A 24,309-nucleotide genomic window follows, 5' to 3' on the forward strand; every position below is an offset into this window, starting at 1 on the left:
CATGGGGAACGGGGTTCGGGGCAGCGTCATGCGTCCCGGACCCCAGCGTCAGTTGAGGTGGAGATGCGCATTCGCAAGAACGAACGAGGGGCCGCGGCGGTGGAGTTCGCCCTGGTGTTCCCGCTCGTCATCATGCTGTTGCTCACGGTGATCGAATTCTCGCGACTCTGGAACATGCAGGCGACGCTGTCGGACGCGGCCGGCATGTCGGCCCGATACGTCGCGATCCACCTCGACGATCCCGCGGTGGCCGACCCCGTCGGCAACGCCACCGACGAGGTCGAAGCCATTCCGTGGCTCGGCGACTGGTCGGAGGTCGACATGATCATCACGCCGGATTGCGGCGACGGCGGTTCGGGCGTCGTGACGTCGGACCTCTCGGTGCTGCCCGGGTCGCTCAGCGGCTGGTTCAGCGACACGCTCGGAGACCCCATCGAGCTGAAGGCGAGAGGAGTCTCCCCGTGCGGCGGATGAAGCACCACCTTCGGCGGTTGATCCGAAGCGAACGCGGGGCCAACGCCGTCCTGATCGTGTTCCTGCTGGTACCCATGATGGGGTTCGGTGCACTCGCCCTCGACGTCTCGGCACAGCATGCCGAGCGCCAGCAGATTCAGCGGGGCGTCGATGCGGCGGCGATCGCCGTCGCGTCATCGTGTGCCCGAGACGAGGGCACCTGCGCCGCCGGCTCGACAGCGCTCAGCACCGAATTCCTCGAGGCGAACAACGGAACGCCGGTCGCCGGCGAAGTCGAGAGCGCGGTGCCGAACACGGATGACAACGAGGTGCAGGTCGTCGCGAGCGCGGACTTCCCGCACTTCTTCGCGTCGCTCATCGATGGCGACAGCGACCCGAACTCGACGACCGTTCGAGCCGACGCCACCGCCGAATGGGGCAACCCGATCTCGGGTGGCACGTTCGTGCTCGCCTTCGGGTACTGCGAGTTCCTCGACGCGACACCCGGCGCGCTCATCCTCGTCCAGAACAACACGACCGAGCGGCGCGACTGCGAAGGCACCTTCGCGCGGGGCGGCTTCGGCTGGCTCGTCAGCCCGGACTGCACGGTCGAGATCAACATCGCGGACCCGTGGGTCGACGGGACGACCGGTGCCGCAGGCTCTGGAATCTGCTCCGATGTGCTCCACACCGACCCGGAACGGAACGCCTACCTCGAGAGCATGATCGGGACGGTGCAGCTCGTGCCGATCTACGACGACTGCCGGCGTATCGGAACGGTGTCATCCGGGGCGGGCGACTGCCCCGGTGCCAACAACGAGTTCCACCTCATCACGTTCGCCGCGTTCCGCATCACCGGAATGGTGTTCCCCGGCATCAACCGCCCCGACCCCGCCGCTCCGCCGTGCACCCGCTCCTGCACCGGCATCCAGGGCGAGTTCATCGAGTACGTCGAACTCGGCGACGGCTACGAGCTGGGCGACGCCCCGGACGGCGGAGTGACGATCGTCAGGCTCAAGGACTGAGTGCCGACCGGCACCCTACTGCAACGGTTATCGAAGGTACTGATCTATGAAGACCCGAATCATCGGGGCGATCGTCGCCCTCCTCCTGGCCGTACTCGGCGTCATCCTGCTCGTCGGATACGTGCGCGGCGCCGATGCGCGAGCAGCGCAGGGCGCTGAGCTCACGGATGTGTACGTCGTCCAGGAGTCGATCCCAAGGGGAGCCCTGGGTGAAGAGGTCGCCGACTTCGTCGAACTGGATTCGATGCCCACCCGCAATGTCGCAGACGGTGTCGTGACGAACCTCGAGGACCTCGCCGGGCTGGTCGCCGTCGCCGACATCCTGCCGGGCGAGCAGTTGCTCTCGGCACGGTTCGTCGACCCGGCCGAACTCGCCTCGAGCGGGGACGTACCCGTTCCCGACGGCATGCAGCTCGTGTCGTTCACCCTGCCCGCCGACCGCGTGGTCGGAGGCCAGGTGCGCGCCGGCAACACGATCGGACTGGTGGGGACCGTCGACCCCGACGAGCTCGGCGAAGAATCGGACGTCGTCGACCCGGTCACGAGCTTCGCGTTCCACGGTGTGCTGGTGACCAAGGTGCAGGGTGTCGTGACCCCCGACGCAGAGGCCGACACGCAGGTCGAACAGGGCGCGGGCGACAGCATCATGCTGACGATCGCCCTGTCGGCTCATGACATCGAGCGATGGGTCTGGTTCACCGAGGGGGAGTCGGCTGGTTATGCGCAGATGTGGCTCACGCTCGAGAACGAACTGACCGACAACAGCGGCACGTCGCCGGTGACCGGAAGCAACGCGTTCTAGTGCTCCCGTACCTCCTGGTCAGTCGTTCCGCCGAGTATGAGACCCGGCTCCGGGCCCTGCTCGGCGAACGGCTTGCCGTGATTCCGGGCGAGTTCCTCACGTTCGGCCCCGATGCCGTCGTGAGTCGCACCAATGGGCAGCCGCGCGTGGCACTGCTCGGGCCGGTGCTGAACTACGAGGAGACGAAGGGGCTCGTCGAGGCGCTCGCCGTGAAGCATCCCGACCTCGGCCTCATCGTCGTGCGCGAACAGCGATCGGACCTCGAGGACTGGGTCGACGAGCTCTCACTCCACGCCGTGCTGAGCCCCGACGCCAGCGACGACACGACCCTCGCCCTGCTCGATCGGCTGTCGGCCTGGCTCGTCGCCAACGGCCGCGCCGAAGTGCACGATTTCGATGCGCCGCTGGCCCTGGAAGTCGACGACATGCCGTTCGTCGAGCTCGTCGACGAGTCGGTGGGAGCCGATGACATCGCCGCCGTACCCGAAGCGGAGCCTGAGCCCGAGCCTGCCGTGCCGGAATGGGAGTTCCCGCCGCTCGAAGCCGGCACCCCGTCGGAGGCGATCGCCGTCGTCGCGCCGAAGGGCGGGCAGGGCAAGACGACCATCGCGATCAACCTGGCCACCGGCCTCGCTGAAGTCGCCCCGAACTCGGTCGTGCTCGTCGACGCCGACCTGCAGTTCGGCGACATCACCGCGGCGCTCGCGCTCGAGCCGACGCGCACGATCGTCGATGCGGTGGCGGATGTCGCGGCCGACGAGATCGTCTTGAAGACCACGCTCACCCACCACGACGACGGGTTCTTCGTCATCGCGAGTGCTCCATCGCCCGAACTCGGAGATCAGGTCGCCCCGCTCGCGCTCGCCCGCCTCATCGAACGGCTTCGCGCCACGTTCCGCTACGTGATCGTCGACACGACACCGGGGCTTGGCGAGCACACGCTCGTCACACTCGAGCACGTGACCGACGCGGTGTTCGTGACGAATATGGGTGTACCGAGCCTTCGAGCGATGCGCACCGAGTTCGAACTGCTGACGCGGCTCGGCCTCATGCCGGGCAACCGGCATCTCGTGGTCAACCAGACCGACAAGAACAGCGGACTCACCATCAAGGACGTCGAGCACATCATCGGCGCGCCGGTCGATGTCGAAGTGCCGAAGTCGTCGGCGGTGCTGCTCGCGAGCAACCGTGGCGTGCCGCTCATTCACGACGACGTGCGCGACCCGGCCGCGAAGGCGATCCGGTCGATCGTGCTGCGCATCGCACCGGAGGCGTTCCCCAAGCGAAGCAAGATCCAGAGAAGGCGGCGAACCAGTGAACCTGAATGATCGGCTGAGTGCGCTCGGCAAGACGCAGGCGACAGCGCCGGCAAACCCGTTCGCTGCCGCAGAACCGGTGACCAACGACGAGTCGAGTCCGGCCGAGGCTTCCGCACAGCCGCCCGCGGCCGACACCGAATCGGCGACCGAGACGCAACTCCCCACCGCCGCCACCGAGCCCGCGATGTTCCAGCCTCCTGCCCAGCCGCGCGCAGCCGCACCACGACCCTCAGGGGCGCTCGACCCGCTCGCGGCGGTGAAGGAGAAGGCCGCAGAAGAACTCTTCGGGCGCATCGGATCGCGCCTCAACGACGCCTCGCTCACCGAGGAGCAGCTGCACCTGCTCGCTCGGGCCGAGCTCGCCGACATCGTCGCCGGCGAACAGCTCGCGCTCTCGACCGCTGAGCGCAACCGGCTCATCGACGACATCGGCGCTGACGTGCTCGGCTACGGACCGCTCGAGCCGTTGCTCGCCGATCCGACCGTGAGCGAGATCATGGTCAACCGCTTCGACCGGCTCTACGTCGAGCGCAACGGCCGCCTGCAGGAGACCGCGCACCGTTTCACCGGGGAACCGCAGCTGCGTCGCGTCATCGAGCGCATCGTCGCCCGGGTCGGTCGCCGCATCGACGAGTCCTCGCCGCTCGTCGACGCCCGCCTCGACGACGGTTCCCGCGTCAACGCGATCATCCCGCCGCTCGCCGTCGACGGCGCCTCATTGACCATCCGCAAGTTCGCGGGAACCCCGTACACGGTGAACGACCTCATCGACTTCGGCAGCATGACGCGCGAGGTCGCGACAGTGCTCGATGCCGCGGTGCGGGCGAAGATGAACATCCTCGTCTCGGGCGGAACCGGCACGGGTAAGACCACCCTGCTCAATGTGCTCTCGGCGTTCATCCCCGGTGACGAGCGCATCATCACGATCGAAGACGCCGTCGAGTTGCAGCTGCAGCAGGAGCACGTCGTGCGACTCGAGTCGCGCCCGCCGAACATCGAGGGGCGCGGCGAGATCACGATCCGCGACCTCGTGCGCAACTCGCTGCGCATGCGACCCGACCGCATCGTCGTCGGCGAGGTGCGCGGGGCGGAGTCGCTCGACATGCTGCAGGCGATGAATACCGGACACGAGGGATCGATCTCGACGCTGCACGCCAACTCGCCGCGAGACGCCGTCTCGCGCATGGAGACGCTGGTGCTCATGGCCGGGATGGACCTGCCGCTCCGCGCCATCCGCGAGCAGATCTCCTCGGCCATCGACATCATCGTGCAGATCACCCGTCATAAGGACGGCGTGCGCCGGATCACCCACATCACCGAGGTGCACGGCATGGAGGGCGACATCATCACCCTGCAGGACGCGTTCAGCTTCGACTACTCCAAGGGGTACGACGAAGAGGGACGGCTGCGCGGGCGCATCGAGCCGACCGGTGTTCGGCCCAGGTTCGCCGAACGCATCGCCGACTACGGCATCGCCCTGCCGATCTCGCTCTTCCAGCCCGACATCGGCGACATGCTCGGGGCGATCCGATGAATCCGGTGGTGCTCGGACTCGGCGTCGGAGTCGCGCTGCTTGCGCTCCTGGTGCTGATCTTCTACGTGATCGCGCCTCCTGCCCCCCGGGTCGCCCGCGACCGCCGCCTGGCTCCCGGGGTCGAGCACGTCTCGGCGCTGACGAGGGTCACGCAGCGGACGACGGCGGCGATCGAGTCGGTGGCGTCGAAGCGTTCGAGCCGGATGTTCGGTCCACAGGAGCTCGAACTCGCCGGCATCAAGACGGATCCGTCGAGCTTCGTGGTGATCGTCGCTTCCGCCGCCAGCGTGTTCGCCCTCATCGGCGTGCTGGTCGGCTTCGCGAATGGAACCTGGTTCATCTGGGCCGTCCTGCTCGCGCTGCTCGCCCCGGTGGGTGCGAAGCTCATCATCTCGTCGCGCACGAGCAAGCGGCGCGCCCGATTCGCCGACCAGGTCGACGACACCGTGCAACTCGTTGCCGGCAGCCTGCGCGCCGGCCACGGCCTCAATCGCAGCCTCGCGGGAGTTGCGAGCGATGCCGAGGACCCGACGAGCGAAGAGCTCGCGCGTGTGGTGAACGAGGTGCGGCTCGGCCGGAACCTCTCCGATTCGCTCGCCATCACCGCGCAGCGCATGCGGAGCGAGGACTTCGAGTGGGTCGCCCAGGCGATCGCGATCAACCAGGAGACCGGCGGCAACCTCGCAGAGGTGCTCGACCAGGTCGGCAAGACGATCCGCGACCGCAACGAGATCCGACGTCAGGTGCGGGCGCTGAGCGCCGAGGGGCGATTGTCGGCCATCGTGCTCGTGGCTCTGCCGATCCTGGTCTTCCTGTTCCTCGTCATCGTGCAGCCGACGTACTTCAGCTCCTTCTTCCAGAACCCCCTCGGGATCGTCGCCCTCATCGTCGCAGGCGTGCTCCTCGTGATCGGGTCGATCTGGACCGCCCTCACGGTGAGAGTGAAGTTCTGACATGGAGCTGTCTGCAGTGCTCGTCTACGTGCTGATCGGCGTCACCGCGCTCGCCTTCGGCGTCTTCGTGTTCCTGCTCTTCCCGGCCCGACGTGAAGCCACGACGACCGCCGTGGTGGAGGAGCATCCCACCCTCGGCCCGGTACAGCAGGGGTCCATCAGCGCGTCGCTGGTCGCGGCTGCCCCGAGCGGGTACATCGCATGGATCGAACGGCAGCTCGTGTATGCCGGGCGCCCTTCCGGCTGGTCGGTCAACGGCATCGTCGTCTGGAAGATCCTCCTCGCGATCGCCGGTGTGCTGTTCGTGCTGATGTTCGCGTTCAGCGGTGGCATCTCCGGTTGGGGTGTGCTCATCGCCATCGCCGCGCCGCCGATGCTGTTCTTCCTCCCCGACGTGATGATCAACAGTCGAGCCCATGACCGCCAGGAGGCGATCAAGCTCTCGCTGCCCGACGTGCTCGACCAGATGACGATCGCCGTCGAAGCCGGGCTCGGCTTCGACGCCGCGATGGCCAAGGCCGCGCGCAACGGCAAGGGGCCGCTCGCAGAAGAGATGATCCGAGTGCTGCAGGACATGTCGATCGGGCGCACTCGCCGCGACTCGTTCATGGAGCTCGAACGGCGCACGAACGTCGAAGACCTGCGCCGATTCATCCGCGCCGTCATCCAGGCCGACCAGTACGGTGTGTCGATCGGCGACGTGCTGCGCGTGCAGTCGGCCGAGATGCGGCTGAAGCGCAAGCAGCGCGCAGAGGAGCAGGCGATGAAGGTGAGCGTCAAGATCCTCTTCCCGCTCGTGTTCTGCCTGCTGCCGGTGCTCTTCATCGTGCTGCTCACGCCGGCGGCGCTCAACATGATGAACTCGTTCAGCGGCAGTATCGGCGGCCCGTAGGGCTCCCGGCGTTCTCGGTCGTCGTCGCTAGGCTGGGCGCAGACCGAGGGGAGGTGGCATGGCGGAGCCCGAGCACCCCGAAACCGAGAACCCCGAGACCTGGCGGCCCGACGTACTCGGCCCCGGCTTCGAACAGCTCACCTTGCCGCTCGGCAGCGACAACGAGGGCGAGGTCGTGGCCACCCTCGTGCGGCACCGGCCGCCGTGGCGCATGCGATTGACGCGAGGCGCGGCATCCGGAGCCGACGTGCTCTACGTGCACGGCTGGAGCGACTACTTCTTCAACCCCGGTCTCGCCGAGTACTGGTCGAACGCCGGCGCGCGCTTCTTCGCACTCGACCTGCGCAAGTACGGCCGGAGCCTCCGCCCCGGCCAGACGCCCGGGTTCATCACCGACCTCGCCGACTACGACGCCGACATCGCCGCCGCGCTCGCCGCGATGGGCCACGGTGCGCCCGACGGATCCGATGGCGGGGATGCCGCGTCGAGGGGCAGCAACGGGCGACCGCTCATCCTGCTCGGGCACTCGACGGGCGGGCTCACGCTCAGTCTCTGGGCCGCGCGGCATCGGGGGCGTGCCGCGGCGCTCGTGCTCAACAGCCCGTGGCTCGAGTTCCAGGCGAGCAGGGTGGGGCGCGAGGCGCTCGCGCCGGTCATCGGCTGGGGTGCCAAGGTGAACCCGCTCGCGCCGCTGCCGAACGTCGACCTCGGCTTCTACACGCGCACCGTCGCGAAGGAGTTCGACGGCGAGTGGGAGTACAACCACGCCTGGCGGCCCGATCGCGGGTTCACGGTGCATCCGGCCTGGCTGAACGCCGTGCTCGCCGGGCACGCCACCGTCGCCTCGCGCATCGACGTCGGTGCGCCGGTGCTCACCCTGCTGTCGAAGCGCTCGACGCTGCAGGCGCGATGGGATCCGGCGATGGCGTCGAGCGACATCGTGCTCGTCGTCGACGAGGTCGCCGAGCGCACGCTGCGGCTCAGCCAGGTCGGCGCTGTGGTGCGCATCGACGAGGCGTTGCACGACGTGTTCCTCTCGCGCGCGCCCGTGCGCGAGGCGGCGTACGCTGCGATCACGCAGTGGCTGCGCGGCTACGCCCCGCACCGCCGCTGACGCCGCCCGCACCGCCGCTGACGCCGCCCGTGCGCCGCTGACGCCGCCCGTGCGCCGCGGCATCCGCTCGTCCGCGTCGCGCCTCCCGCGCGCGCCTCCCGCGCCCGCGCGCCTCCCGCGCCATCGCGTCCTCGCCTGAGGACCCGATCGGCGGCGGAGTACCCGTATGCCGCCGCCGAAGGGGCACTCGCGCGCACATCGGGTACTCGCCCTCAACAGGTGCACGTCGGCGCAGACCGTGGGGCGTGCGGCCAGAGCGTGTCCACCGGCCAACCGCGAGCGACACGATGTCGGCATGACCGAATCGCTCCCCATCAACGTCGACGGGTTCATCCTCGCTCGCGACGTGCGATCAGTCGGCCGACTCGCGGGCCTCCGGGCCGCGGTGCTCGACGGAAGGGTCGAACGCGTGCGCACGGGCGTCTATCGCCCGACGGTCCGGCCCGATCCGTCGCTCAGTGCGCCGGAGCAGTGGGCGGAGGCCTATCGCAGCGTGGTACGTGCAGTGGCGCAGACGCTGACGACGCCGATCTTCACCGGCCACTCCGCCGTTGCGCTCGCGCAGCTGCCCATCGTCGGGAGGTGGCCGAACGAGGTGTTCGTGCTGTCGAAGAACGAGTTCGGGCACCGGCGTGCGGGCGTGACATCCGTCGCTCGAACCCGCGAGGTGCCGGTCGAATCGTCGGGCGGATTCGCCGTGACCGCTCTGGAGTTCAGCCTGATCCAGATGTGCCGGCGGGCGCCGCTCGCTGCCGCACTCACCGCGGTCGATGCGGCGATCCACGTGTCGCGCACTCGGGCTCCCGCCCGAACCACGCTCGAGCGCATCCATGCGGAGCATGAGCGCCTCCTGCCGTATCCGCGGAGCCTCCGCGTCGCCGCGGTGCTCGAGCGAGCCACGCCGTTCGCCGAGACGCCGCTCGAGACCGTGAGCCGGCTCGTGATCGAAGAGCTCGGATTTCCGGCACCCGAACTGCAGCACGAGCTCTGGCTTCCCGAGCTCGGCCGGAGCGCGTTCCTCGACTTCCACTGGCCCGACCACGGCATCGGCGCGGAGGCTGATGGGCGTGGCAAGTACCTCGGCCCCGGCGGCGTCGAGACGACCATCGAAACGGTGCTCCGCGAGAAGGATCGGGAAGACGCCGTTCGCCGGCAACTGCGCGGGTTCGCGCGATGGGACTGGGCAGAGGCCTGGGGCAGAACCGTGCTCTTCACCAAGCTGCGCGGCGCCGGGTTGCCGGTCGTGCGCCGCCCGCGAGTACTGCTCTGACTGCCGCCGTGGCGCACGAGTACCCGATCGGCGTCCGAGTCCCGCGAGTGAGCGGATGCCGCGGCACTCCACCGCGCATGGGGTACTCGGGCGGGCAAAGCGAGCGCAAGCGGTAGCGCGGTGCGCGGCGAGCGCAAGCGGTAGCGCGGTGCGCGGCGAGCACGGTGCGCGGTGCGCGCGGTGCGCGCTAGCGGAAGTTGACGAACTGCAGGGCGACCTCGAGGTCCTTGCCCTTGAGGAGCGCCATCGTCGCCTGCAGGTCGTCGCGGCTCTTCGAGGAGACCCGCACCTCGTCGCCCTGCGTCTGGCTCTTCACGCTCTTCGGCGCCTCGTCGCGGATGATCTTGTTGATCTTCTTCGCGTTCTCGGAGTCGATGCCGGCCTTCATCGTGGTCTCGATGCGGAACTCCTTGCCCGACGCGAACGGCTCCCCGGCGTCGAGCGAACGCAGCGAGATGCCGCGCTTGATGAGCTTGGCCTCGTAGACCTCGAGGATCGCCTTCGCGCGCTCCTCGCTGTTGGCCTTGATCAGCACCTTCTCGCCGGACTGCTCGATCGACGCGCCGACGTTCTTGAAGTCGTAGCGCTGCGCGACCTCTTTCTGCGCCTGGTGGAGGGCGTTGTCGGCCTCCATCTGGTCGACCTTGGAAACGATGTCGAACGTTGCATCAGCCATGCCGCCCAGTGTACCGACGAGAGCGAAACGACGAGGGGATGCCGCGTGGCAGGGGGTTCGAGACGGCGCTGAAGCGCCTCCTCACCCCGCAGAGGGGGTCACACCGGCGGGCGGGCCGTCGACGAGCGCACCTGCAACTCGTACGGCAGGGGAGTGGCGGCGGGCGTCGCGGCATCCGTTGTGCCCGGCTCGAGCTCGTCCATCAGGATCTCGACCGCCATCTCGCCCTGCACGCGCGGGAACTGCGCGACCGTCGTGAGGCCGAAGAAGTCGGAGAGGTCGTGGTCGTCGATGCCGGCGATCGAGACGTCGCGCGGCACGACGAGCCCGAGGTCGCGGGCGGCGAGGATCGAGCCGATGGCCATCTCGTCGGAGGCCGCGAAGATCGCGGTGGGCCGGCCGTGCGGGGCGCCGAGCAGCTGCTTCGCCGCGTGGTACCCGCCCCGGATCGTGAAGTCGGCAGGCGCGAAGAGCCGGGGGTCGACGTCGAGGCCGGCGTCGCGGAGCGCCCCCTCGTAGCCGATGCGGCGGTTGGTCGGCAGGTGGAAGTCCATGTCGAACTCGAGGTCGCCGCCGATGTGCGCGATGCGGGTGTGGCCGAGGCCGATGAGGTGCTCGGTCGCGAGGCGCGCGACGGCGACGTCGTCGATCGTGAGGGTGCGCACGCCGGGGATGGGACCGCCGACGCCGACGAGCGGCTTGCCGAGTTCGTGCAGGCGTGCGACCTCGGGCTCCGTGAGCTCGAGCGAGACGGCGATGACCGCGTCGACGCGCTGGCGCAGCAGGAAGTGCTCGAACACGCTCGAGCGCTCGCGGCCGTCGCCCGAGAGGTTGTAGAGGGTGAGGTCGTACCCGCGGCGCAGCAGCGCCTGCTGGGCGCCCTCGAGCACCGAGGAGAAGAACCATCGGTTCAGGAACGGCACGACGACGCCGATGTTGCGGGTGCGGCCCGATGCGAGGCTCGAGGCGTTGGAGGAGACGACGTAGCCGAGCCGGGCAGCGGCCTCTTCGACCTTCGCCTTCGATCCGGGGGAGACGTGGCCGCGGCCGCTGAGGGCGCGCGAGACCGTCGCGGTGGAGACTCCCGCGAGTCTCGCGACCTCTTCGATGCCGGCCATGGCTCCTCATTCCCGGCCATGCCGAGTCGTTCCCCGGCCATGCCGAGTCAGAGGAATCCTACTCGGCCGTGCCCGCAGTGCCCCGCGTGGCGCGTTGTCTCCGCGCGACGGGTGGGATAGAAATACGAGTCGGGGCTGGCTCACGGGGGTGGCGGCTCGCCCCTTGTCGCCGTCTCGAAGGGAAAGCACCCGTGAAGTGGCTCAAGGGCATCGCCGTGGCGTTGGTCGTGATCTTCGCCTTGTTCTACATGATCAGTCGTCCCGAAGACGCTGCGAACGTGGTGCAGGGCGCGTTCGGCGCAGTCGTCTCGGCCACCGAGGCCGTCGGCAGGTTCTTCACCTCGCTCGCCTCATGACGCCATGAGCGTGTTCGGGTTCGATCCGCGCGTCGAGCGCCACCTCATCGCCGATGAGGGCGAGGTGATCGTCGACGAGGTGCGCAAGCACTGGGCTGCGGTCGTCGGCGCCGTGCTCGAGATGTGCGCGGCCGTTCCCGCACTGCTCCTGCTCGCCTGGGTGCCGCAGCAGTTGTACTGGTTCCCCCTCTTCCTCGCGCTCTTCCTCTTCGTGCACGGGTTGTGGCGGGTGCTGCAGGCCCGAATGGACCGCTTCGTGATCACGAACATGCGCGTGTTCCGCGTGCACGGCATCCTGTCGCAGCGCATCGCGACCATGCCGATCTCCCGCATCCTCGACATCTCGGTGCACACCCCGCTCATCGGCCGGGTGTTCGGCTACGGCCACTTCGTCTTCGAGTCGGCCGCGCAGGACCAGGGGCTCCGAGAGATCCGCTTCGTGGGCTCGCCCGACCAGCGCGGCGCGACCATCCAGCGCGTCATCCAGCGCTCGGGCCTGCGCGGACCCGCCCGGCAGATGGGCCGCAGCGAGCAGTTCGACACGGCGCCGACGCCGACGCCGGCACCGCAGCGCTACGACCCCGCGCCGCGGCCCGATCGCTACGACACGACCCCGCCGCGCGACCCGAACGACACCGCCGAGATGCCCTGGTGGCGGTCGTAGGCCGTCGATTTCTCGCACCGGCCCTCGGCGGGTACCATTGACAGGCCCCCGGTTGTGTGCAGAACGTGGTCGGGTGCGATGGCGAGTTACCCAAGCGGCCAAAGGGATCTGACTGTAAATCAGACTGCTCAGCATTCGGGGGTTCGAATCCCTCACTCGCCACCATCAGAAGAAGCCCGGAACGCCGCAGGAGTCGCGGAGACCGGGCTTCTCCCGTCAGTGTCAGGCGAGGCCGATGTCTGCAGGCTTGCGGTCGTGTCCGGCGACGATGACCTTGCCTCGCAGGTGGCCCTGCTCGCTGAACCCGAGCGCTTCGTTGAGAGCTTCGAACGGGTACGTCGCTGCGATCTCGACGTGGATCTCGCCGCTTGCGGCGAGATCGAAGACGTCGCGGACCGCACGAGTGATGCTCAACCGGGTCGGGTCCCCGCCCGCGACGATGGCGCCTCCGGCTCCGGCGGCGAAGTCGGCGATGGTGACGATTCGGCGAGCGTCGACGAGGTCCGCGACCCGGTCGATGAATCCGTGTCCGGTCGTGTCATAGCCGGCGTCGATGCCTGCGACCGCGAGGCGTCGGAGGTCGGAGACCAGGTTCGGACCATAGCCGATCGGGCTTGCGCCGAGCGAGCGGACGTAGTCGTGGTTCTCGGCGCCGGCGGTACCGATCACGGTGTGTCCGTCACGGGCCAGCAGCTGCGTGACCATGCTGCCGACGGCACCGGCGGCACCGTTGACGACGACGGTCGATGCGGCTTCGGGCTGGAGCAGTCCGAGGATTCGCGTCGCGGTCTCGGCGGCGGTCGGCAGGGCCGCGGCCTGCGAGATGGACAGTCCCGCTGGGATCCGCACGAGACGGGTGGCCCGGGTGACGGCGATCTCGGCGAAGGCCCCGCTGTCGAAGAAGCCCGCCACCCTGTCTCCGACCGCGAAGTCCGTGACATCGGCGCCGACGCTCAGTACGGTGCCCGCCCCTTCCGAGCCGATCACGGCCGGCAGCGCCAACGGGATCATCTGAGCGAGCCAGCCGTGACTGATCTTCCAGTCGAGCGGGTTCACGGCGATGGCGTCGAGGCGGATGGCGACCTCGCCGGGAGCCGGGGCGCGCTCGGGGACGCTTCCCGGCTCGAGACCGTCTGGGCCGTACCGGGTGAGGAGGTGGGCATGCATGGTGTCGCCTTTCATTGAGAGGAAGTCGGGGTCGATGCGAGTCACGCCGCGAGACGCGGGTAGTCGGTGTAGCCGCGCTCATCGCCGCCGTAGAGCGTGCCGCGGTCGGGTGAGTTCATCGGCGCGCCGGCGACGATGCGGTCGATGAGGTCGGGATTCGCGAGGGCGAGTTGGCCGACGCTCACGACGTCTGCGAGGCCATCGCGCACGTCCTGTGCGCGGCGTTCCATATCGGCGCCTGCGCGGTTGAGTACGAGCCCCGTGGGCCATCCGTCGCGGAGGCTGCGGAGCAGCCCATCGTCGCCGAGGTGAACGACGTGCAGGTAGGCGAGTCTCAGCGGCGCGAGGCCCGCGACCAGAGCGGGATAGAGCTCGGCGGCATCCGTCTCCTCGATGTCGCCGAGCGGACTTCCGGGGCTGATGCGGAATCCGACCCGGTCGGCGCCGATCTCGTCGGCGACCGCAGCGGCCACTTCGATGGGGAAGCGGATGCGGCCGGCGATGTCGCCGCCGTACTCGTCGGTGCGGAGGTTGGCGTTGGTGCTCAGGAACTGCTGGAGCAGGTAGCCGTTCGCGCCGTGCAGTTCGACGCCATCGGCGCCCGCGTCGACGGCGAGCCGAGCTGCCCGCCGGAAATCGGAGATCGTCTGTGCGACGTCGGCCCTCGTCATCTTGCGCGGCACGGGCATCGCCTGCGGGCCGGATGCCGTGAACATGTCGCCGGCGGCCGCGATGGCCGACGGCGCGAGCGCCTGACGCCCGTGTGGGGTGTTCGAGGGGTGCGAGACACGGCCGACGTGCATGAGCTGCACGACGAGGGTCGAGCCGGCATCATGTACGGCATCGGCGACCGTGCGCCATGCGTCCGCCTGCTCTCCGGTGTGGATACCGGGCGTCGCGAGGTATCCCTGCCCATCCGCCGATGGCTGGGTGCCCTCGGTGATGAGCATCGAGAGCGAGGCGCGCTGCGCGTAGTACGTGCGCGTGAGCTGCGTCACGATGCCGTCTCCGGTTGCACGGCTGCGGGTCATCGGGGCCATGGCCACCCGGTGCGCCAGGTGGATGCTCCCAAGTGTCGTCGGCGACCAGAGGGCTTCCATGGTCGATGCGTCTGATGCGTTCATTCCAGCTAACTCCTTCGAATTCGAACTACCTTCCGGTGCTGGACAACGCGGTCCGAGCTGGATCTATTTCCAATTCGAACTAAATGAGTGAAATAGGATTCGCACATGTCTGAGCCAACCGTTCCGCCGGCCATGCCCGCCGAGTTCGGCGTGTACTTCGCGCTCCTCGAAGTGAGCGCCCTGGTGCAACGCGGCGTGCAGGGCCAGCTGCGCGATCACGGAGACCTCAGCTTCGTGCAGTTCCAGATCCTCGCCATCTGCGGCGAGGACCCGTCTTCGCCGCGGAGCATGACCGAGCTCGCCGACCGGCTCGTGCACAGCAAGAGCGGCCTGACCTACCAGGTCGGTCAGCTCGAGCGGGCGGGTCTCGTGGTGCGCGTGCCGTCGACGCGGGACGAGCGCGGCGTGAATGTGACGCTCTCGCCCGAGGGCGCCTCCCTCCTCGAACGCGTCCTGCCCGGCCATGTCGAGGTGGTGCGCGATGTGCTCGTCGACGCGCTCGGCGACGCCGACCGCGACGAACTCGCACGCCTCCTCGGGCTGGTCGCCGATCATGTGCGGCGCCGGTCTCCGCGCCCGGGCCGCGTGTCGGACTCGCGCGACGACCAGGCGTAGCGGACGGATCGGATCCCAGCCGGCGACGGATGCCGCGGTGCGGTGTTCATCGTGTCGGGCTAGCGTGTCGGCATGAGTGAAGACGCATCCGCTGCCCTGCTCGACCTCGCCCGGAGCATCGCCCTGCAGGCGGCGGAGTTCGCGCGCGACGCGCGCCGCGGCGGGGTGAGCGTCGCTGCGACGAAGTCGTCGCCCATCGACATCGTCACCGCGGTCGATCGCGACACCGAGGCGCTCATCCGCCGGCTCGTGCTCGAGGCACGACCCGACGACGGCATCGTGGGCGAAGAGGACGACGCCCGCATCGGCACGAGCGGCGTCAACTGGGTCGTCGATCCGATCGACGGCACCGTGAACTTCCTCTACGGCATTCCCGCCTGGTCGATCAGCGTCGCGGTGGTCGAGGGGTCGACCGACCCGACGGGGTGGACGGCGCTCGCGGGCGTCGTCGTCAATCCGACCACCGGCGAGGTGTTCGAGGCGCGAGCCGGCGGAGGCGCCCGGCTCGACGGGCGGCCGCTGCAGGTGAACACGGAGGTCCCGCTCAGCCACGCCCTCGTCGGCACCGGCTTCTCGTACTCGGCAGAGACTCGTCGCGCGCAGGCCGAAGTGCTGCTCGAGGTGCTGCCGCTCGCGCGGGACATCCGCCGCATCGGGTCGTGTGCCCTCGATCTGTGCTCGGTGGCCGCGGGTCGCCTCGACGCCTTCTACGAGCGCGGGCTGAACCCGTGGGACCACGCCGCGGGGGCGTTGATCGCCCGGGAGGCCGGCGCGAGGGTCGGCGGCCCCGGCGGGGGAGCGGCCACCGCCGAACTCGTGCTCGCCGCGCCGCCGGCGCTGTACGAGGAGCTGGCCGCCGCGCTGCGACGCGCCGGAGTCGACGCCTGAGCCGCAAGAGGCCGCACGCCGCGGATGCCGTGGACTTGCAGCGTTCTGACAGGCGGAAATCGTTGTTCGACATGGCGTGCACGGCCGAGACCGGTTAGTCTTTACCAACCTGTTATTTCGGCGTGCTGTCGAGATGTTCACCTCCCCGTCCCTATCCGGTCATCCACGAAGCCGAGAGTTCCCCCACGTGCTCGAGTCCCCCCTCGTGCCCGACGATTCCACGCCAGGCACCCAGGCCCTTTCGCGGCCCGAGAGACCCCTGACTCGTCGTGAGCTTCGTGAGCGCGAGACGGCCGCAGTGCAGCATGCCGCGGCGATGGGGCAGCAGGCGACCGCACCGGCCGGGCCCGCGGCACCGGTCGCACCGGTTGCACAGCAGGCGGATGCCTCGTGGCAGGCGTTGCTGACACCGGCGGCTCCGGCTCCGGCGTACGCGCAGGCCCCGGCGGCTGCTCCGGTTCCATTCACGCCGGCTCCGGCGTTCACGCCGGCTCCGACGGCCGCGTCCGCTCCTGAGTACACCCAGGCTCCCGTCGCGCCGACGCCCGAGGCCGCGTGGTATCCCGATCAGGCTGGGGCGGCAGTCGTGACCGGCGGGTTGCGGCCCAGGCGCTCGGCCCCCGAGACGGCCCCGCACTCGCCCGCCCCGTCGGCCCCCTCGGAACGCGCCGTTCCCTCGGAACGCTCCGCTCCCGCAGTCTCAGCATTCGCACTCTCCGCAGCTCCCGCAGCACCCGCTCCGATGCCACAGGCCGAGCCGGTCGACCACTCGGTCGACAGGAACTCGGCCTTCGCCGTTTCGCCGGCAGACGCCGGTTCGCGGGCAGGCCGTGTCTCACGGGCCGACTCCGGTTCCGAGCCGAGCGGCGGATTCGACGCGCTCTTCGCCGACCTCGGCGACGAGCCCGAGGCGGAGGTCGAGCCGGCTGGGCGCCGTGCGGCGACATCCGCTCGTTCCGCTCGCCTGTCGCGGGCCGAGCGCAAGGCCGAGAAGGCTGCGAAGGCCGCGCGCTCAGCGGCCCCGGTGCGCTCCGGCGCCCCGGCGCGACCCCCGGTCGTGCCGATCGCCGCACCCGACGCAGGGGCTACGGCATCCGACGACTTCGCCGCCGTGATCGCCGCCTCCGCGATGGCTCGTGTCGCTGCGCCGGCCCCGATCCCCGCCCCCGACCCGCAGTCGGCGGAGCAGTTCGCGCCCACGGCGGCCTGGCAGCCGTCGACCGGCGTCTCCGCCGAGCAGCGCCCCCGCCGTTCCTCCGGCTCCGACTCCGTCGCTGCCAGGCGTTCGACCGGAAGCGGCACCGCGGCCTCCGGCCCTGCCGCCGGCACTCCCCGGCCGCCGGCCAAGCGACGGGTGAAGCGCGTCGGGCGAATCGCACGCATGTCGAGCGGCTTCGCGGCGATGAGCTTCGCGGCGCTGCTCGCGGTCACGACTTCGGTGCCGTCGCTCTCGCTGCTGTCGCCCGCCGACGTGCAGGCCATGGCGCTCGAGCAGGCCACCTTCGGCACCGAGCCCGGTCAGCAGGTCGAGATCAACAGCGGCACCCTCGCGCAGACCGTGCAGCGCGACGGCTACGAGACGCAGACCATCGACGAGTACGCCCGCGCGGCCGGCATCCGGCCCGAGGCGACCTTCACGAACAACCCGTCGGGCACGATCCAGTGGCCGTTCGCGGTCGGCGTGCACATCGGCGACCAGTTCGGCTACCGCGACTGCGCCGGTTGCTCGAGCGACCACGGCGGCCAGGACTTCAACCCCGGCCTCGGCGCCGAGATCCAGGCGATCGCCGACGGCGTCGTCGCGAACTCGACCGACTCCGGCGGATCGCTCGGCGTGGTCATGATGATCGATCACATCATCGACGGCGAACTCGTCACGAGCGTCTACGCGCACATGGAGTACGAGTCGCGCCGCTTCGAGGTCGGCGACACGGTCAGCGTCGGCGACGTCATCGGCAACACCGGCGACACCGGCATGTCGACGGGCCCGCACCTGCACTTCGAGATCCGTCTCGGCGGCATGGACGGCACCAAGGTCGACCCGCTCCAGTGGCTCTACGACAACACCAACTGACGTGCGGCCGCACGTGCACGGGAGCACGATCGACGACGAGACTCGTTGCGTGCACTACGCGACGGCGGTCGACATCATCGCCATACGCTTCGCCTGCTGCGATCGCTACTACCCGTGCCACGCCTGCCACGAGGAGGCGGAGTCGCACCCGGTCGTCGTCCGGCCGCGCACCGAATGGGATGCGCCCGGCATCCTGTGCGGCGCCTGCGGCACCGAGCTCTCGGTGACCGAGTACCGCGCCGCCGAGTCGTGCCCGGCCTGCGCCGCGGAGTTCAACCCGGGCTGCCGCCTGCACTGGGAGCTCTACTTCGAGCAGTAGGACCGCGGCCGGAGCAGTCTCCGGCCGCGGTGCCGCAAGGCGGCTCGAACCGCTAGGCCGCGAGCCAGACCGTCGTGTCGGCGGGCAGCGCGCGAGCCTCGAACGGCTCGCTCGAGAGCAGCACCTCGCCTGCCGGGAGCTCGACGGGTGAGTCGCCGGTGTTGGCGATCACGACGACGTCGCCGTTGCGGAACGCCACGATCGACTCGGGGTAGCCCGGCAGCCACTCCAGGGTGCCGGCGCCGAGGTCGTGCGTGCGCCGCACCGCGAGGGCGTCGCGGTAGAGCGAGAGCGTCGAGGCGGGGTCGCCCTGCTGCGCGTCGCGTGCGAGCTCGGCCCACTGCTCGGGCTGGGGGAGCCACGAGGCATCCGTCGGGCCGAAGCCGTACGAGGGAGCCGTGGATTCCCAGGGCAGGGGCACGCGGCATCCGTCGCGCCCGTAGCGCTCGCCGTTCGTGCGGAACCAGGTCGGGTCCTGACGGGCGTCGTCGGGCACGTCGATGACCTCGGGCAGGCCGAGCTCCTCGCCCTGGTAGAGGTAGACCGAGCCCGGCAGCGCGAGCATGAGCGCGGTCGCGGCGCGGGCGCGGCGCAGGCCGGGCGCGTACTCGGGCAGGCCCTTCGAGCGAGGCCCGAGGCCGTGGCCCTGCGGGTTCGCCTCGGTGACCGAGAGCCGGGTCGCGTGGCGCACGACGTCGTGGTTCGAGAGCACCCAGGTCGAGGGTGCGCCGACCGCGGCGAAGGCCGCGAGCGAGTCGTCGATGACGTGGCGCAGCGCGTCGGCGTTCCACGGCGTCTCGAGGTAGGCGAAGTTGAACGCCTGGTGCATCTCGTCGGGGCGCACCCACTTCGCGAGTCGGGGCAGCGGGTCGACCCACGCCTCGGCCGCGAGCACGCGGTCGTCGGGGTACTCGTCGAGCAGCTTCCGCCAATCGCGGTAGATCTCGTGCACGCCGTCCTGGCCCCAGTAGGGGGCACTGTCGCCGGGCTCCGCAGAGATCTCGGGCTCGAGCGGCACGCCGGAGGTCGCCGCTCCGCCCATGCTGCCGCCCTCTGCCGGGGGAGTGAAGTCGGGGAGGCCCTCGGCCTTGATCATGCCGTGGGCCACGTCGACGCGGAAGCCGTCGACACCGCGGTCGAGCCAGAAGCGAAGGATGCGGCGGAACTCCTCGCGCACCTCGTCGTTGGTCCAGTCGAAGTCGGGCTGCGAGCTGTCGAAGAGGTGCAGGTACCACTGGCCGGGCGTGCCGTCGGCCTCGACGACGCGGCTCCATGCCGGTCCGCCGAAGACGGACTCCCAGTTGTTGGGCGCCTCGGAGCCGTCGGCACCGCGGCCGTCGCGGAACAAGTAACGGGCGCGCTCGGCGCTGCCCGGTGCAGCGGCGAGCGCCGCCTGGAACCACTCGTGCGCGTCGGAGGAGTGGTTCGGCACGAGGTCGACGATGACGCGGATGCCACGGGCGTGCGCTTCGGCGACCATCGCGTCGAAGTCGGCCAGGGTGCCGAAGAGCGGGTCGACGTCGCAGTAGTCGGCGACGTCGTAGCCGGCGTCCCGTTGCGGCGAGGTGTAGAAGGGGGAGAGCCAGATCGCGTCGATGCCGAGCTCCTGCAGCGCACCGAGGCGCGAGGTGATGCCGGCGAGGTCGCCCATGCCGTCGCCGTTCGCGTCGGCGAACGACCGGGGGTAGATCTGGTAGATCGCGGCGGTGCGCCACCATTCGGAAGTCATGCGGAAACTGTACGTCATCCCGATACATGATGGAAACGCTTGCAGTTTGCGTGCGTCATGTGATGGTTACAAACCGGTATCAATGCGCGCCCCCCGGTTTGGTAATGGGCACGAGGCAAGGTATACCTGTAATCGCTTGCACCAAGCGAGCACTCCATACGGAAGAACGGCCTTTCGGGCGCGGTGCCCCGTTTCAACAGCGGAACGGGGAGACTCATCCAGGCGAAGGCGCCGATCTCACGCACACTGAGAAGGGCACACCAATGAGGGTGAACAAGAAGAGCCTGCTCGCCGCCGGAGCCGTCGCAGTCATCGCGACCCTCGGCCTCGCGAGCTGCTCCGCCGGCGACAGCGGCTCCGAAGGCGAGGCCTCGTCGAGTGGCACGCTGACCGTCTGGGTCGACGCCGAGCGCGTCGACGCGCTGCAGGCAGCAGCCGACGCCTACTCCGAGGAGAAGGGCGTCAAGGTCGAGCTCGTCGGCAAGGACAACGCCGACATCAAGGACGACTTCATCCAGCAGGTTCCGACCGGCAAGGGCCCCGACATCACCATGGGCGCCCACGACTGGCTCGGCGAGCTCTCGACCAACGGCGTCGTCGCCCCCATCGAGCTCGGCGACTCGGCTGCCGACTACCTCCCGGTCGCGATCGACGCGTCGACCTACGAGGGCACGACCTACATGCTCCCCTACGCGGTGGAGAACATCGCGGTGCTCCGCAACGCCGACCTCGTTCCCGAGGCCGCCACGAGCTTCGACGACATGATCGCCAAGGGCCAGGCCGCCGGCCTCACCCAGCCGTTCGTCGTCGAGCAGGGTGCAGAGGGCAACCCCTACCACCTGTACCCGTTCCAGACCGCGTTCGGCGCTCCCGTCTTCGGCAGCAACGACGAGGGCTACGACCCGACCGACCTGCAGATCGGCAACGCGGGCGGCGAGCAGTTCGCCACGTGGCTCGGCAGCCAGGGCAAGAACGGCACCGGCGTCTTCAACACCGACATCGACGGCGACATCGCCAAGCAGGCCTTCATCGACGGCACCGCGGCCTTCTGGCTGACCGGTCCGTGGAACGTCGGCGCTGCGACCGACGCCGGCATCAACGTCGCGATCGACACCGTGCCGAGCCCGACCGCCGAGGTCGCGTCGCCGTTCGCCGGCGTCAAGGGCTTCTTCGTCTCCTCCGAGTCGAAGAACAAGGTCGCCGCGAACGACTTCCTCGTGAACTACATCGGCACCGAAGACGTTCAGCTCGAGCTCTTCAAGGCCGGCAACGTGCTCCCCGCGCTCTCGGCTGCCGCTGAGGCCGCGTCGAGCGACCCGATCGTCGCCGGCTTCGCCGCCGTCGGTGCCGAGGCAGTGCCCATGCCCGCGATCCCCGCGATGGGTGCCGTCTGGCAGTACTGGGGCATCGCCGAGGCCGACATCATCAACGGTGCCGACCCGGTCACGACGTGGCAGAAGCTTGCCGCCGACGTGCAGGCCGCGATCAGCAAGTAACGACTGAATGCTCCGGGCCGGATGCCGCTTGGCGTCCGGCCCGGAGCAGTCACGTTCGACGAGAAGAGCGAGCAGGATGAGCACCACGATCGACGACGAGGTCTCGGCGGAGACGCCGCAGCAGCCGACGAAGAAGCAGCGGCGTGCCGCGAACATCGCCGACGCGGCATCCGGCGGGCTGAAGATGCTGCTCGTGAAGCTGCTGATGCTCGGCCTCGTCGACGCGATCGCGATCTACGGGGTCATCATCCTGGCGAGCGCCGAGCAGTGGCTCGTCGCGGCGATCGTCGCGGTCGTCGCGGTGATCGTCAACTGGATCTACTTCTCGCGGCGCAAGCTCCCCGCGAAGTACCTCGCGCCCGGCGTGATCTTCCTCGTCGTGTTCCAGGTGTTCGTGCTCGTCTACACGGGCTACATCGCCTTCACGAACTACGGCACGGGCCACAACGGCTCGAAGGAGCAGGCGGTCTCGTCGCTCATGGCCTCGTCGTTGCAGCGCGTCGAGGACTCGCCCACCTACCCCGTCACCGTCGTCGACCAGGGCGGCACGCTCGGCCTGCTCGTGACGGACCCCGACGGCGAGGCGCTGCTCGGCACCAACGACGCGCCGCTCGCCCCCGTCGACGCCGAGATGGACGGCGACAAGGCGGTCGCCGTCGACGGCTGGACGACCCTGCAGTTCGGCGAGGTGGTCACCCGCACCGACGAGATCACCGCCCTCGCCGTGCCGTTCTCCGACGACCCGAACGACGGGGCGCTGCGCACCCCCGACGGCTCGAGCGCCTACCTCTACCTCTCGAACCTCGAGTACGACGAGGCCGCCGGCACGATGACGAACCTCGACACCGGCACCGTCTACTCCGACATCGGCACCGGCGCGTTCACCTCCGACAGCGGCGAGGAGCTGCTGCCGGGCTGGCAGATCGTCGTCGGCTTCGACAACTTCGTGCGCGCCGTCACCGACGAGCGCCTCGCCGGCCCGCTCGTCTACGTCACGCTCTGGACGTTCGCGTTCGCGCTCATCTCGGTCGCGTCGACGTTCTTCCTCGGCCTCTTCCTCGCGATCGTCTTCAACGACATGCGCATGAAGGGTCGCAAGTACTACCGCGTGCTGATGATCCTCCCGTACGCGATCCCGTCGTTCCTCTCGGCGCTGATCTGGGCCGGCATGATGAACGAGAGCTTCGGCTTCATCAACCAGGTGCTGTTCGGCGGGGCGTCCATTCCCTGGCTGACCGATCCGGTGCTCGCCAAGTTCTCGGTGCTGCTCGTGAACCTGTGGCTCGGCTTCCCGTACATGTTCCTCGTGTGCACCGGCGCCCTGCAGTCGATCCCCGAGGAGCTGCAGGAGGCCGCGACGGTCGACGGCGCGAGGCCGTGGGCGGTGTTCCGGCTCATCAAGCTGCCGCTGCTGCTCGTGTCGGTGGCCCCGCTGCTCATCGCGTCGTTCGCGTTCAACTTCAACAACTTCAACGTGATCTACATGCTCACCGACGGCGGGCCGAGGGACTCGAACGCGCCCATCCCGGTCGGGTTCACCGACATCCTGATCTCGATGGTCTACAAGGTGGCCTTCACCGGGCAGACGCGCGACTACGGTCTCGCCAGCGCCTATTCGATCATCATCTTCGTCATCGTGGCCGTGATCTCGGTCATCGCCTTCCGCCGCACCAAGTCGCTCGAGGAGCTGAACTGATGGCCGCCCAGCAGCCCGTTCCCGGAACCCAGACCGGCCTCGTCATCGGCGAGGCGGAGGAGTTCGCGGATGCCTCGACGCGCGCGAGCGTCTCGATCGCTCGCGATGGCCGTGGCGGCGGTGCCGGCCGCGAGCTTCCGCGCAAGCCGTTCAACTTCCGTCGCTGGTTCTTCGCGACCGGGTGGCGGCACGTCGTCGGCGTCGTCATGGTCGTCTTCTCGCTGTTCCCGATCGTGTTCGTGATCTCGTCGTCGCTGAACCCGCACGGCACGCTCACCGGCTCGAACGCGCTGTTCTCGGCGATCGGCCTCGACAGCTACGTGCGCATCCTCACCGACCCGCAGGTGCCGTTCCTCACCTGGTTCGGCAACACGCTCATGATCGCCGGCATCACGGCCGTGCTGACCGTGTTCCTCGGCGCGCTCGCGGCGTATTCCTTCTCGCGCATGCGCTTCACCGGCCGTCGCTTCGGCCTCATCTCGATCGTCGTCGTGCAGATGTTCCCGCAGTTGCTCGCCGTCGTCGCGATCTTCCTGCTCATGAGCGCGATCGGCGACTGGTTCCCCGCGATCGGCCTGAACACCCACATCGGCCTGATCATGGTCTACCTGGGCGGTGCGCTCGGCGTGAACACGTACCTCATGTACGGCTTCTTCAACACGGTGCCGGCGTCGATCGACGAGGCCGCGAAGATCGACGGCGCGGGCCACGCCCGCATCTTCTTCACGATCATCCTGCGGCTCGTGGCGCCGATCCTCGCGGTGGTGGCGCTGCTGTCGTTCATCGCCTCGGTCAACGAGTTCGTCGTGGCATCCGTGCTGCTCATCGACACCGACAAGCAGACGCTCGCAGTGGGCCTCACGAAGCTCGTCTCGAACCCGCGCTACGCCGACTGGAGCGCCTTCTCGGCCGGTGCCGTCATCGCCGCGCTGCCGGTCGTGGCGCTCTTCCTCTTCCTGCAGAAGTACATCGTCGGCGGTCTGACCGCCGGCGCCGTGAAGTAGCCGCCGGCCACCCGGGCGGCG

At 69.2% G+C, this 24,309-nt stretch carries 23 protein-coding genes and 1 tRNA gene; 19 read left to right on the forward strand and 5 right to left on the reverse strand.

Going from position 1 to position 24,309, the window contains the following annotated elements:
- Window positions 1-63: 63 nt before the first annotated feature.
- The 9 genes from BJY17_RS14490 to BJY17_RS14525 all read left to right on the forward strand — a co-directional run bounded on the left by BJY17_RS14490 (window position 64) and on the right by BJY17_RS14525 (window position 9,362).
- Complete coding sequence (locus BJY17_RS14490; RefSeq protein ID WP_179551980.1) at window positions 64-474, forward strand: TadE/TadG family type IV pilus assembly protein; 411 nt, start codon at window positions 64-66, stop codon at window positions 472-474.
- A gap of 17 nt (window positions 475-491) precedes the next feature.
- A complete protein-coding gene (locus BJY17_RS14495) occupies window positions 492-1,478 on the forward strand; it encodes a TadE/TadG family type IV pilus assembly protein (RefSeq protein WP_179551981.1) in 987 nt (328 codons plus the stop codon).
- A 46-nt stretch (window positions 1,479-1,524) separates the two neighbouring features.
- Window positions 1,525-2,280, forward strand: coding sequence for a Flp pilus assembly protein CpaB (gene cpaB, locus BJY17_RS14500; protein ID WP_179551982.1), 756 nt, complete (start codon window positions 1,525-1,527; stop codon window positions 2,278-2,280).
- Window positions 2,280-3,608, forward strand: coding sequence for an AAA family ATPase (locus tag BJY17_RS18590; RefSeq protein ID WP_322789851.1), 1,329 nt, complete (start codon window positions 2,280-2,282; stop codon window positions 3,606-3,608). Before cpaB ends, BJY17_RS18590 begins: the two co-directional genes overlap by 1 nt.
- Window positions 3,595-5,133: a CpaF family protein gene (locus BJY17_RS14505; RefSeq protein WP_322789852.1), complete on the forward strand. Its 1,539-nt coding sequence runs from the start codon at window positions 3,595-3,597 to the stop codon at window positions 5,131-5,133. Before BJY17_RS18590 ends, BJY17_RS14505 begins: the two co-directional genes overlap by 14 nt.
- On the forward strand, window positions 5,130-6,086 hold the full coding sequence (locus BJY17_RS14510; protein ID WP_179551984.1) for a type II secretion system F family protein: 957 nt from the start codon (window positions 5,130-5,132) through the stop codon (window positions 6,084-6,086). The genes BJY17_RS14505 and BJY17_RS14510 overlap by 4 nt, the downstream gene beginning before the upstream one ends.
- A gap of 1 nt (window position 6,087) precedes the next feature.
- Entirely contained in the window at window positions 6,088-6,978 is an 891-nt protein-coding gene (locus tag BJY17_RS14515; RefSeq protein ID WP_179551985.1) for a type II secretion system F family protein, read from the forward strand.
- Between the two features lie 58 nt (window positions 6,979-7,036).
- Entirely contained in the window at window positions 7,037-8,092 is a 1,056-nt protein-coding gene (locus tag BJY17_RS14520; protein WP_179551986.1) for an alpha/beta hydrolase, read from the forward strand.
- Between the two features lie 295 nt (window positions 8,093-8,387).
- The gene (locus BJY17_RS14525; RefSeq protein WP_179551987.1) at window positions 8,388-9,362 is read left to right on the forward strand and encodes a hypothetical protein; all 975 of its coding nucleotides are present in this window, start codon (window positions 8,388-8,390) and stop codon (window positions 9,360-9,362) included.
- Between the two features lie 187 nt (window positions 9,363-9,549).
- Here BJY17_RS14525 and BJY17_RS14530 read toward each other — a convergent pair whose 3' ends face one another.
- Window positions 9,550-10,038 carry a YajQ family cyclic di-GMP-binding protein gene (locus BJY17_RS14530; protein ID WP_056655668.1) on the reverse strand — a complete coding sequence of 163 codons (489 nt, stop codon included), beginning with the start codon at window positions 10,036-10,038 and terminating at the stop codon, window positions 9,550-9,552.
- A 98-nt stretch (window positions 10,039-10,136) separates the two neighbouring features.
- Window positions 10,137-11,156, reverse strand: a complete 1,020-nt coding sequence (locus tag BJY17_RS14535; protein ID WP_179551988.1) for a LacI family DNA-binding transcriptional regulator — start codon at window positions 11,154-11,156, stop codon at window positions 10,137-10,139.
- Between the two features lie 191 nt (window positions 11,157-11,347).
- Here BJY17_RS14535 and BJY17_RS14540 point away from each other — a divergent pair, with 191 nt between their 5' ends.
- The 3 genes from BJY17_RS14540 (at window position 11,348) to BJY17_RS14550 (ending at window position 12,341) form a co-directional block, all read left to right on the forward strand.
- Window positions 11,348-11,512, forward strand: coding sequence for a hypothetical protein (locus BJY17_RS14540; RefSeq protein ID WP_179551989.1), 165 nt, complete (start codon window positions 11,348-11,350; stop codon window positions 11,510-11,512).
- Window positions 11,513-11,516: 4 nt separating this feature from the next.
- Entirely contained in the window at window positions 11,517-12,176 is a 660-nt protein-coding gene (locus BJY17_RS14545) for a PH domain-containing protein (protein WP_179551990.1), read from the forward strand.
- 80 nt (window positions 12,177-12,256) lie between these two features.
- Window positions 12,257-12,341 (forward strand) — tRNA-Tyr (locus tag BJY17_RS14550).
- Between the two features lie 57 nt (window positions 12,342-12,398).
- Here BJY17_RS14550 and BJY17_RS14555 read toward each other — a convergent pair.
- Both BJY17_RS14555 and BJY17_RS14560 read right to left on the reverse strand, forming a co-directional pair.
- Window positions 12,399-13,343: an NADP-dependent oxidoreductase gene (locus BJY17_RS14555; RefSeq protein ID WP_179551991.1), complete on the reverse strand. Its 945-nt coding sequence runs from the start codon at window positions 13,341-13,343 to the stop codon at window positions 12,399-12,401.
- A 41-nt stretch (window positions 13,344-13,384) separates the two neighbouring features.
- On the reverse strand, window positions 13,385-14,467 hold the full coding sequence (locus tag BJY17_RS14560) for an alkene reductase (RefSeq protein WP_179551992.1): 1,083 nt from the start codon (window positions 14,465-14,467) through the stop codon (window positions 13,385-13,387).
- 105 nt (window positions 14,468-14,572) lie between these two features.
- Between BJY17_RS14560 and BJY17_RS14565 the strand changes: the two genes are divergently transcribed.
- The 4 genes from BJY17_RS14565 (at window position 14,573) to BJY17_RS14580 (ending at window position 18,363) form a co-directional block, all read left to right on the forward strand.
- Window positions 14,573-15,082: a MarR family winged helix-turn-helix transcriptional regulator gene (locus BJY17_RS14565; protein ID WP_179551993.1), complete on the forward strand. Its 510-nt coding sequence runs from the start codon at window positions 14,573-14,575 to the stop codon at window positions 15,080-15,082.
- A gap of 72 nt (window positions 15,083-15,154) precedes the next feature.
- Window positions 15,155-15,970 carry an inositol monophosphatase family protein gene (locus BJY17_RS14570; protein ID WP_179551994.1) on the forward strand — a complete coding sequence of 272 codons (816 nt, stop codon included), beginning with the start codon at window positions 15,155-15,157 and terminating at the stop codon, window positions 15,968-15,970.
- 298 nt (window positions 15,971-16,268) lie between these two features.
- A complete protein-coding gene (locus tag BJY17_RS18980; protein ID WP_179551995.1) occupies window positions 16,269-18,044 on the forward strand; it encodes a peptidoglycan DD-metalloendopeptidase family protein in 1,776 nt (591 codons plus the stop codon).
- A 49-nt stretch (window positions 18,045-18,093) separates the two neighbouring features.
- Window positions 18,094-18,363: a CHY zinc finger protein gene (locus BJY17_RS14580; RefSeq protein ID WP_322789853.1), complete on the forward strand. Its 270-nt coding sequence runs from the start codon at window positions 18,094-18,096 to the stop codon at window positions 18,361-18,363.
- Window positions 18,364-18,415: 52 nt separating this feature from the next.
- Here the strand turns inward: BJY17_RS14580 and BJY17_RS14585 are convergent, their stop codons facing one another.
- Entirely contained in the window at window positions 18,416-20,092 is a 1,677-nt protein-coding gene (locus BJY17_RS14585; RefSeq protein WP_179551997.1) for a glycoside hydrolase family 13 protein, read from the reverse strand.
- A gap of 263 nt (window positions 20,093-20,355) precedes the next feature.
- Between BJY17_RS14585 and BJY17_RS14590 the strand changes: the two genes are divergently transcribed.
- From BJY17_RS14590 to BJY17_RS14600, 3 genes are all read left to right on the forward strand, one after another.
- Window positions 20,356-21,588 carry a sugar ABC transporter substrate-binding protein gene (locus BJY17_RS14590; protein WP_179551998.1) on the forward strand — a complete coding sequence of 411 codons (1,233 nt, stop codon included), beginning with the start codon at window positions 20,356-20,358 and terminating at the stop codon, window positions 21,586-21,588.
- A gap of 76 nt (window positions 21,589-21,664) precedes the next feature.
- Window positions 21,665-23,284: an ABC transporter permease subunit gene (locus tag BJY17_RS14595; RefSeq protein ID WP_179551999.1), complete on the forward strand. Its 1,620-nt coding sequence runs from the start codon at window positions 21,665-21,667 to the stop codon at window positions 23,282-23,284.
- On the forward strand, window positions 23,284-24,288 hold the full coding sequence (locus BJY17_RS14600; protein WP_179552000.1) for a sugar ABC transporter permease: 1,005 nt from the start codon (window positions 23,284-23,286) through the stop codon (window positions 24,286-24,288). The genes BJY17_RS14595 and BJY17_RS14600 overlap by 1 nt, the downstream gene beginning before the upstream one ends.
- Window positions 24,289-24,309 lie beyond the last annotated feature (21 nt).

It is taken from the genome of Agromyces hippuratus (assembly GCF_013410355.1).
GTDB classification, from domain to species: domain Bacteria; phylum Actinomycetota; class Actinomycetes; order Actinomycetales; family Microbacteriaceae; genus Agromyces; species Agromyces hippuratus.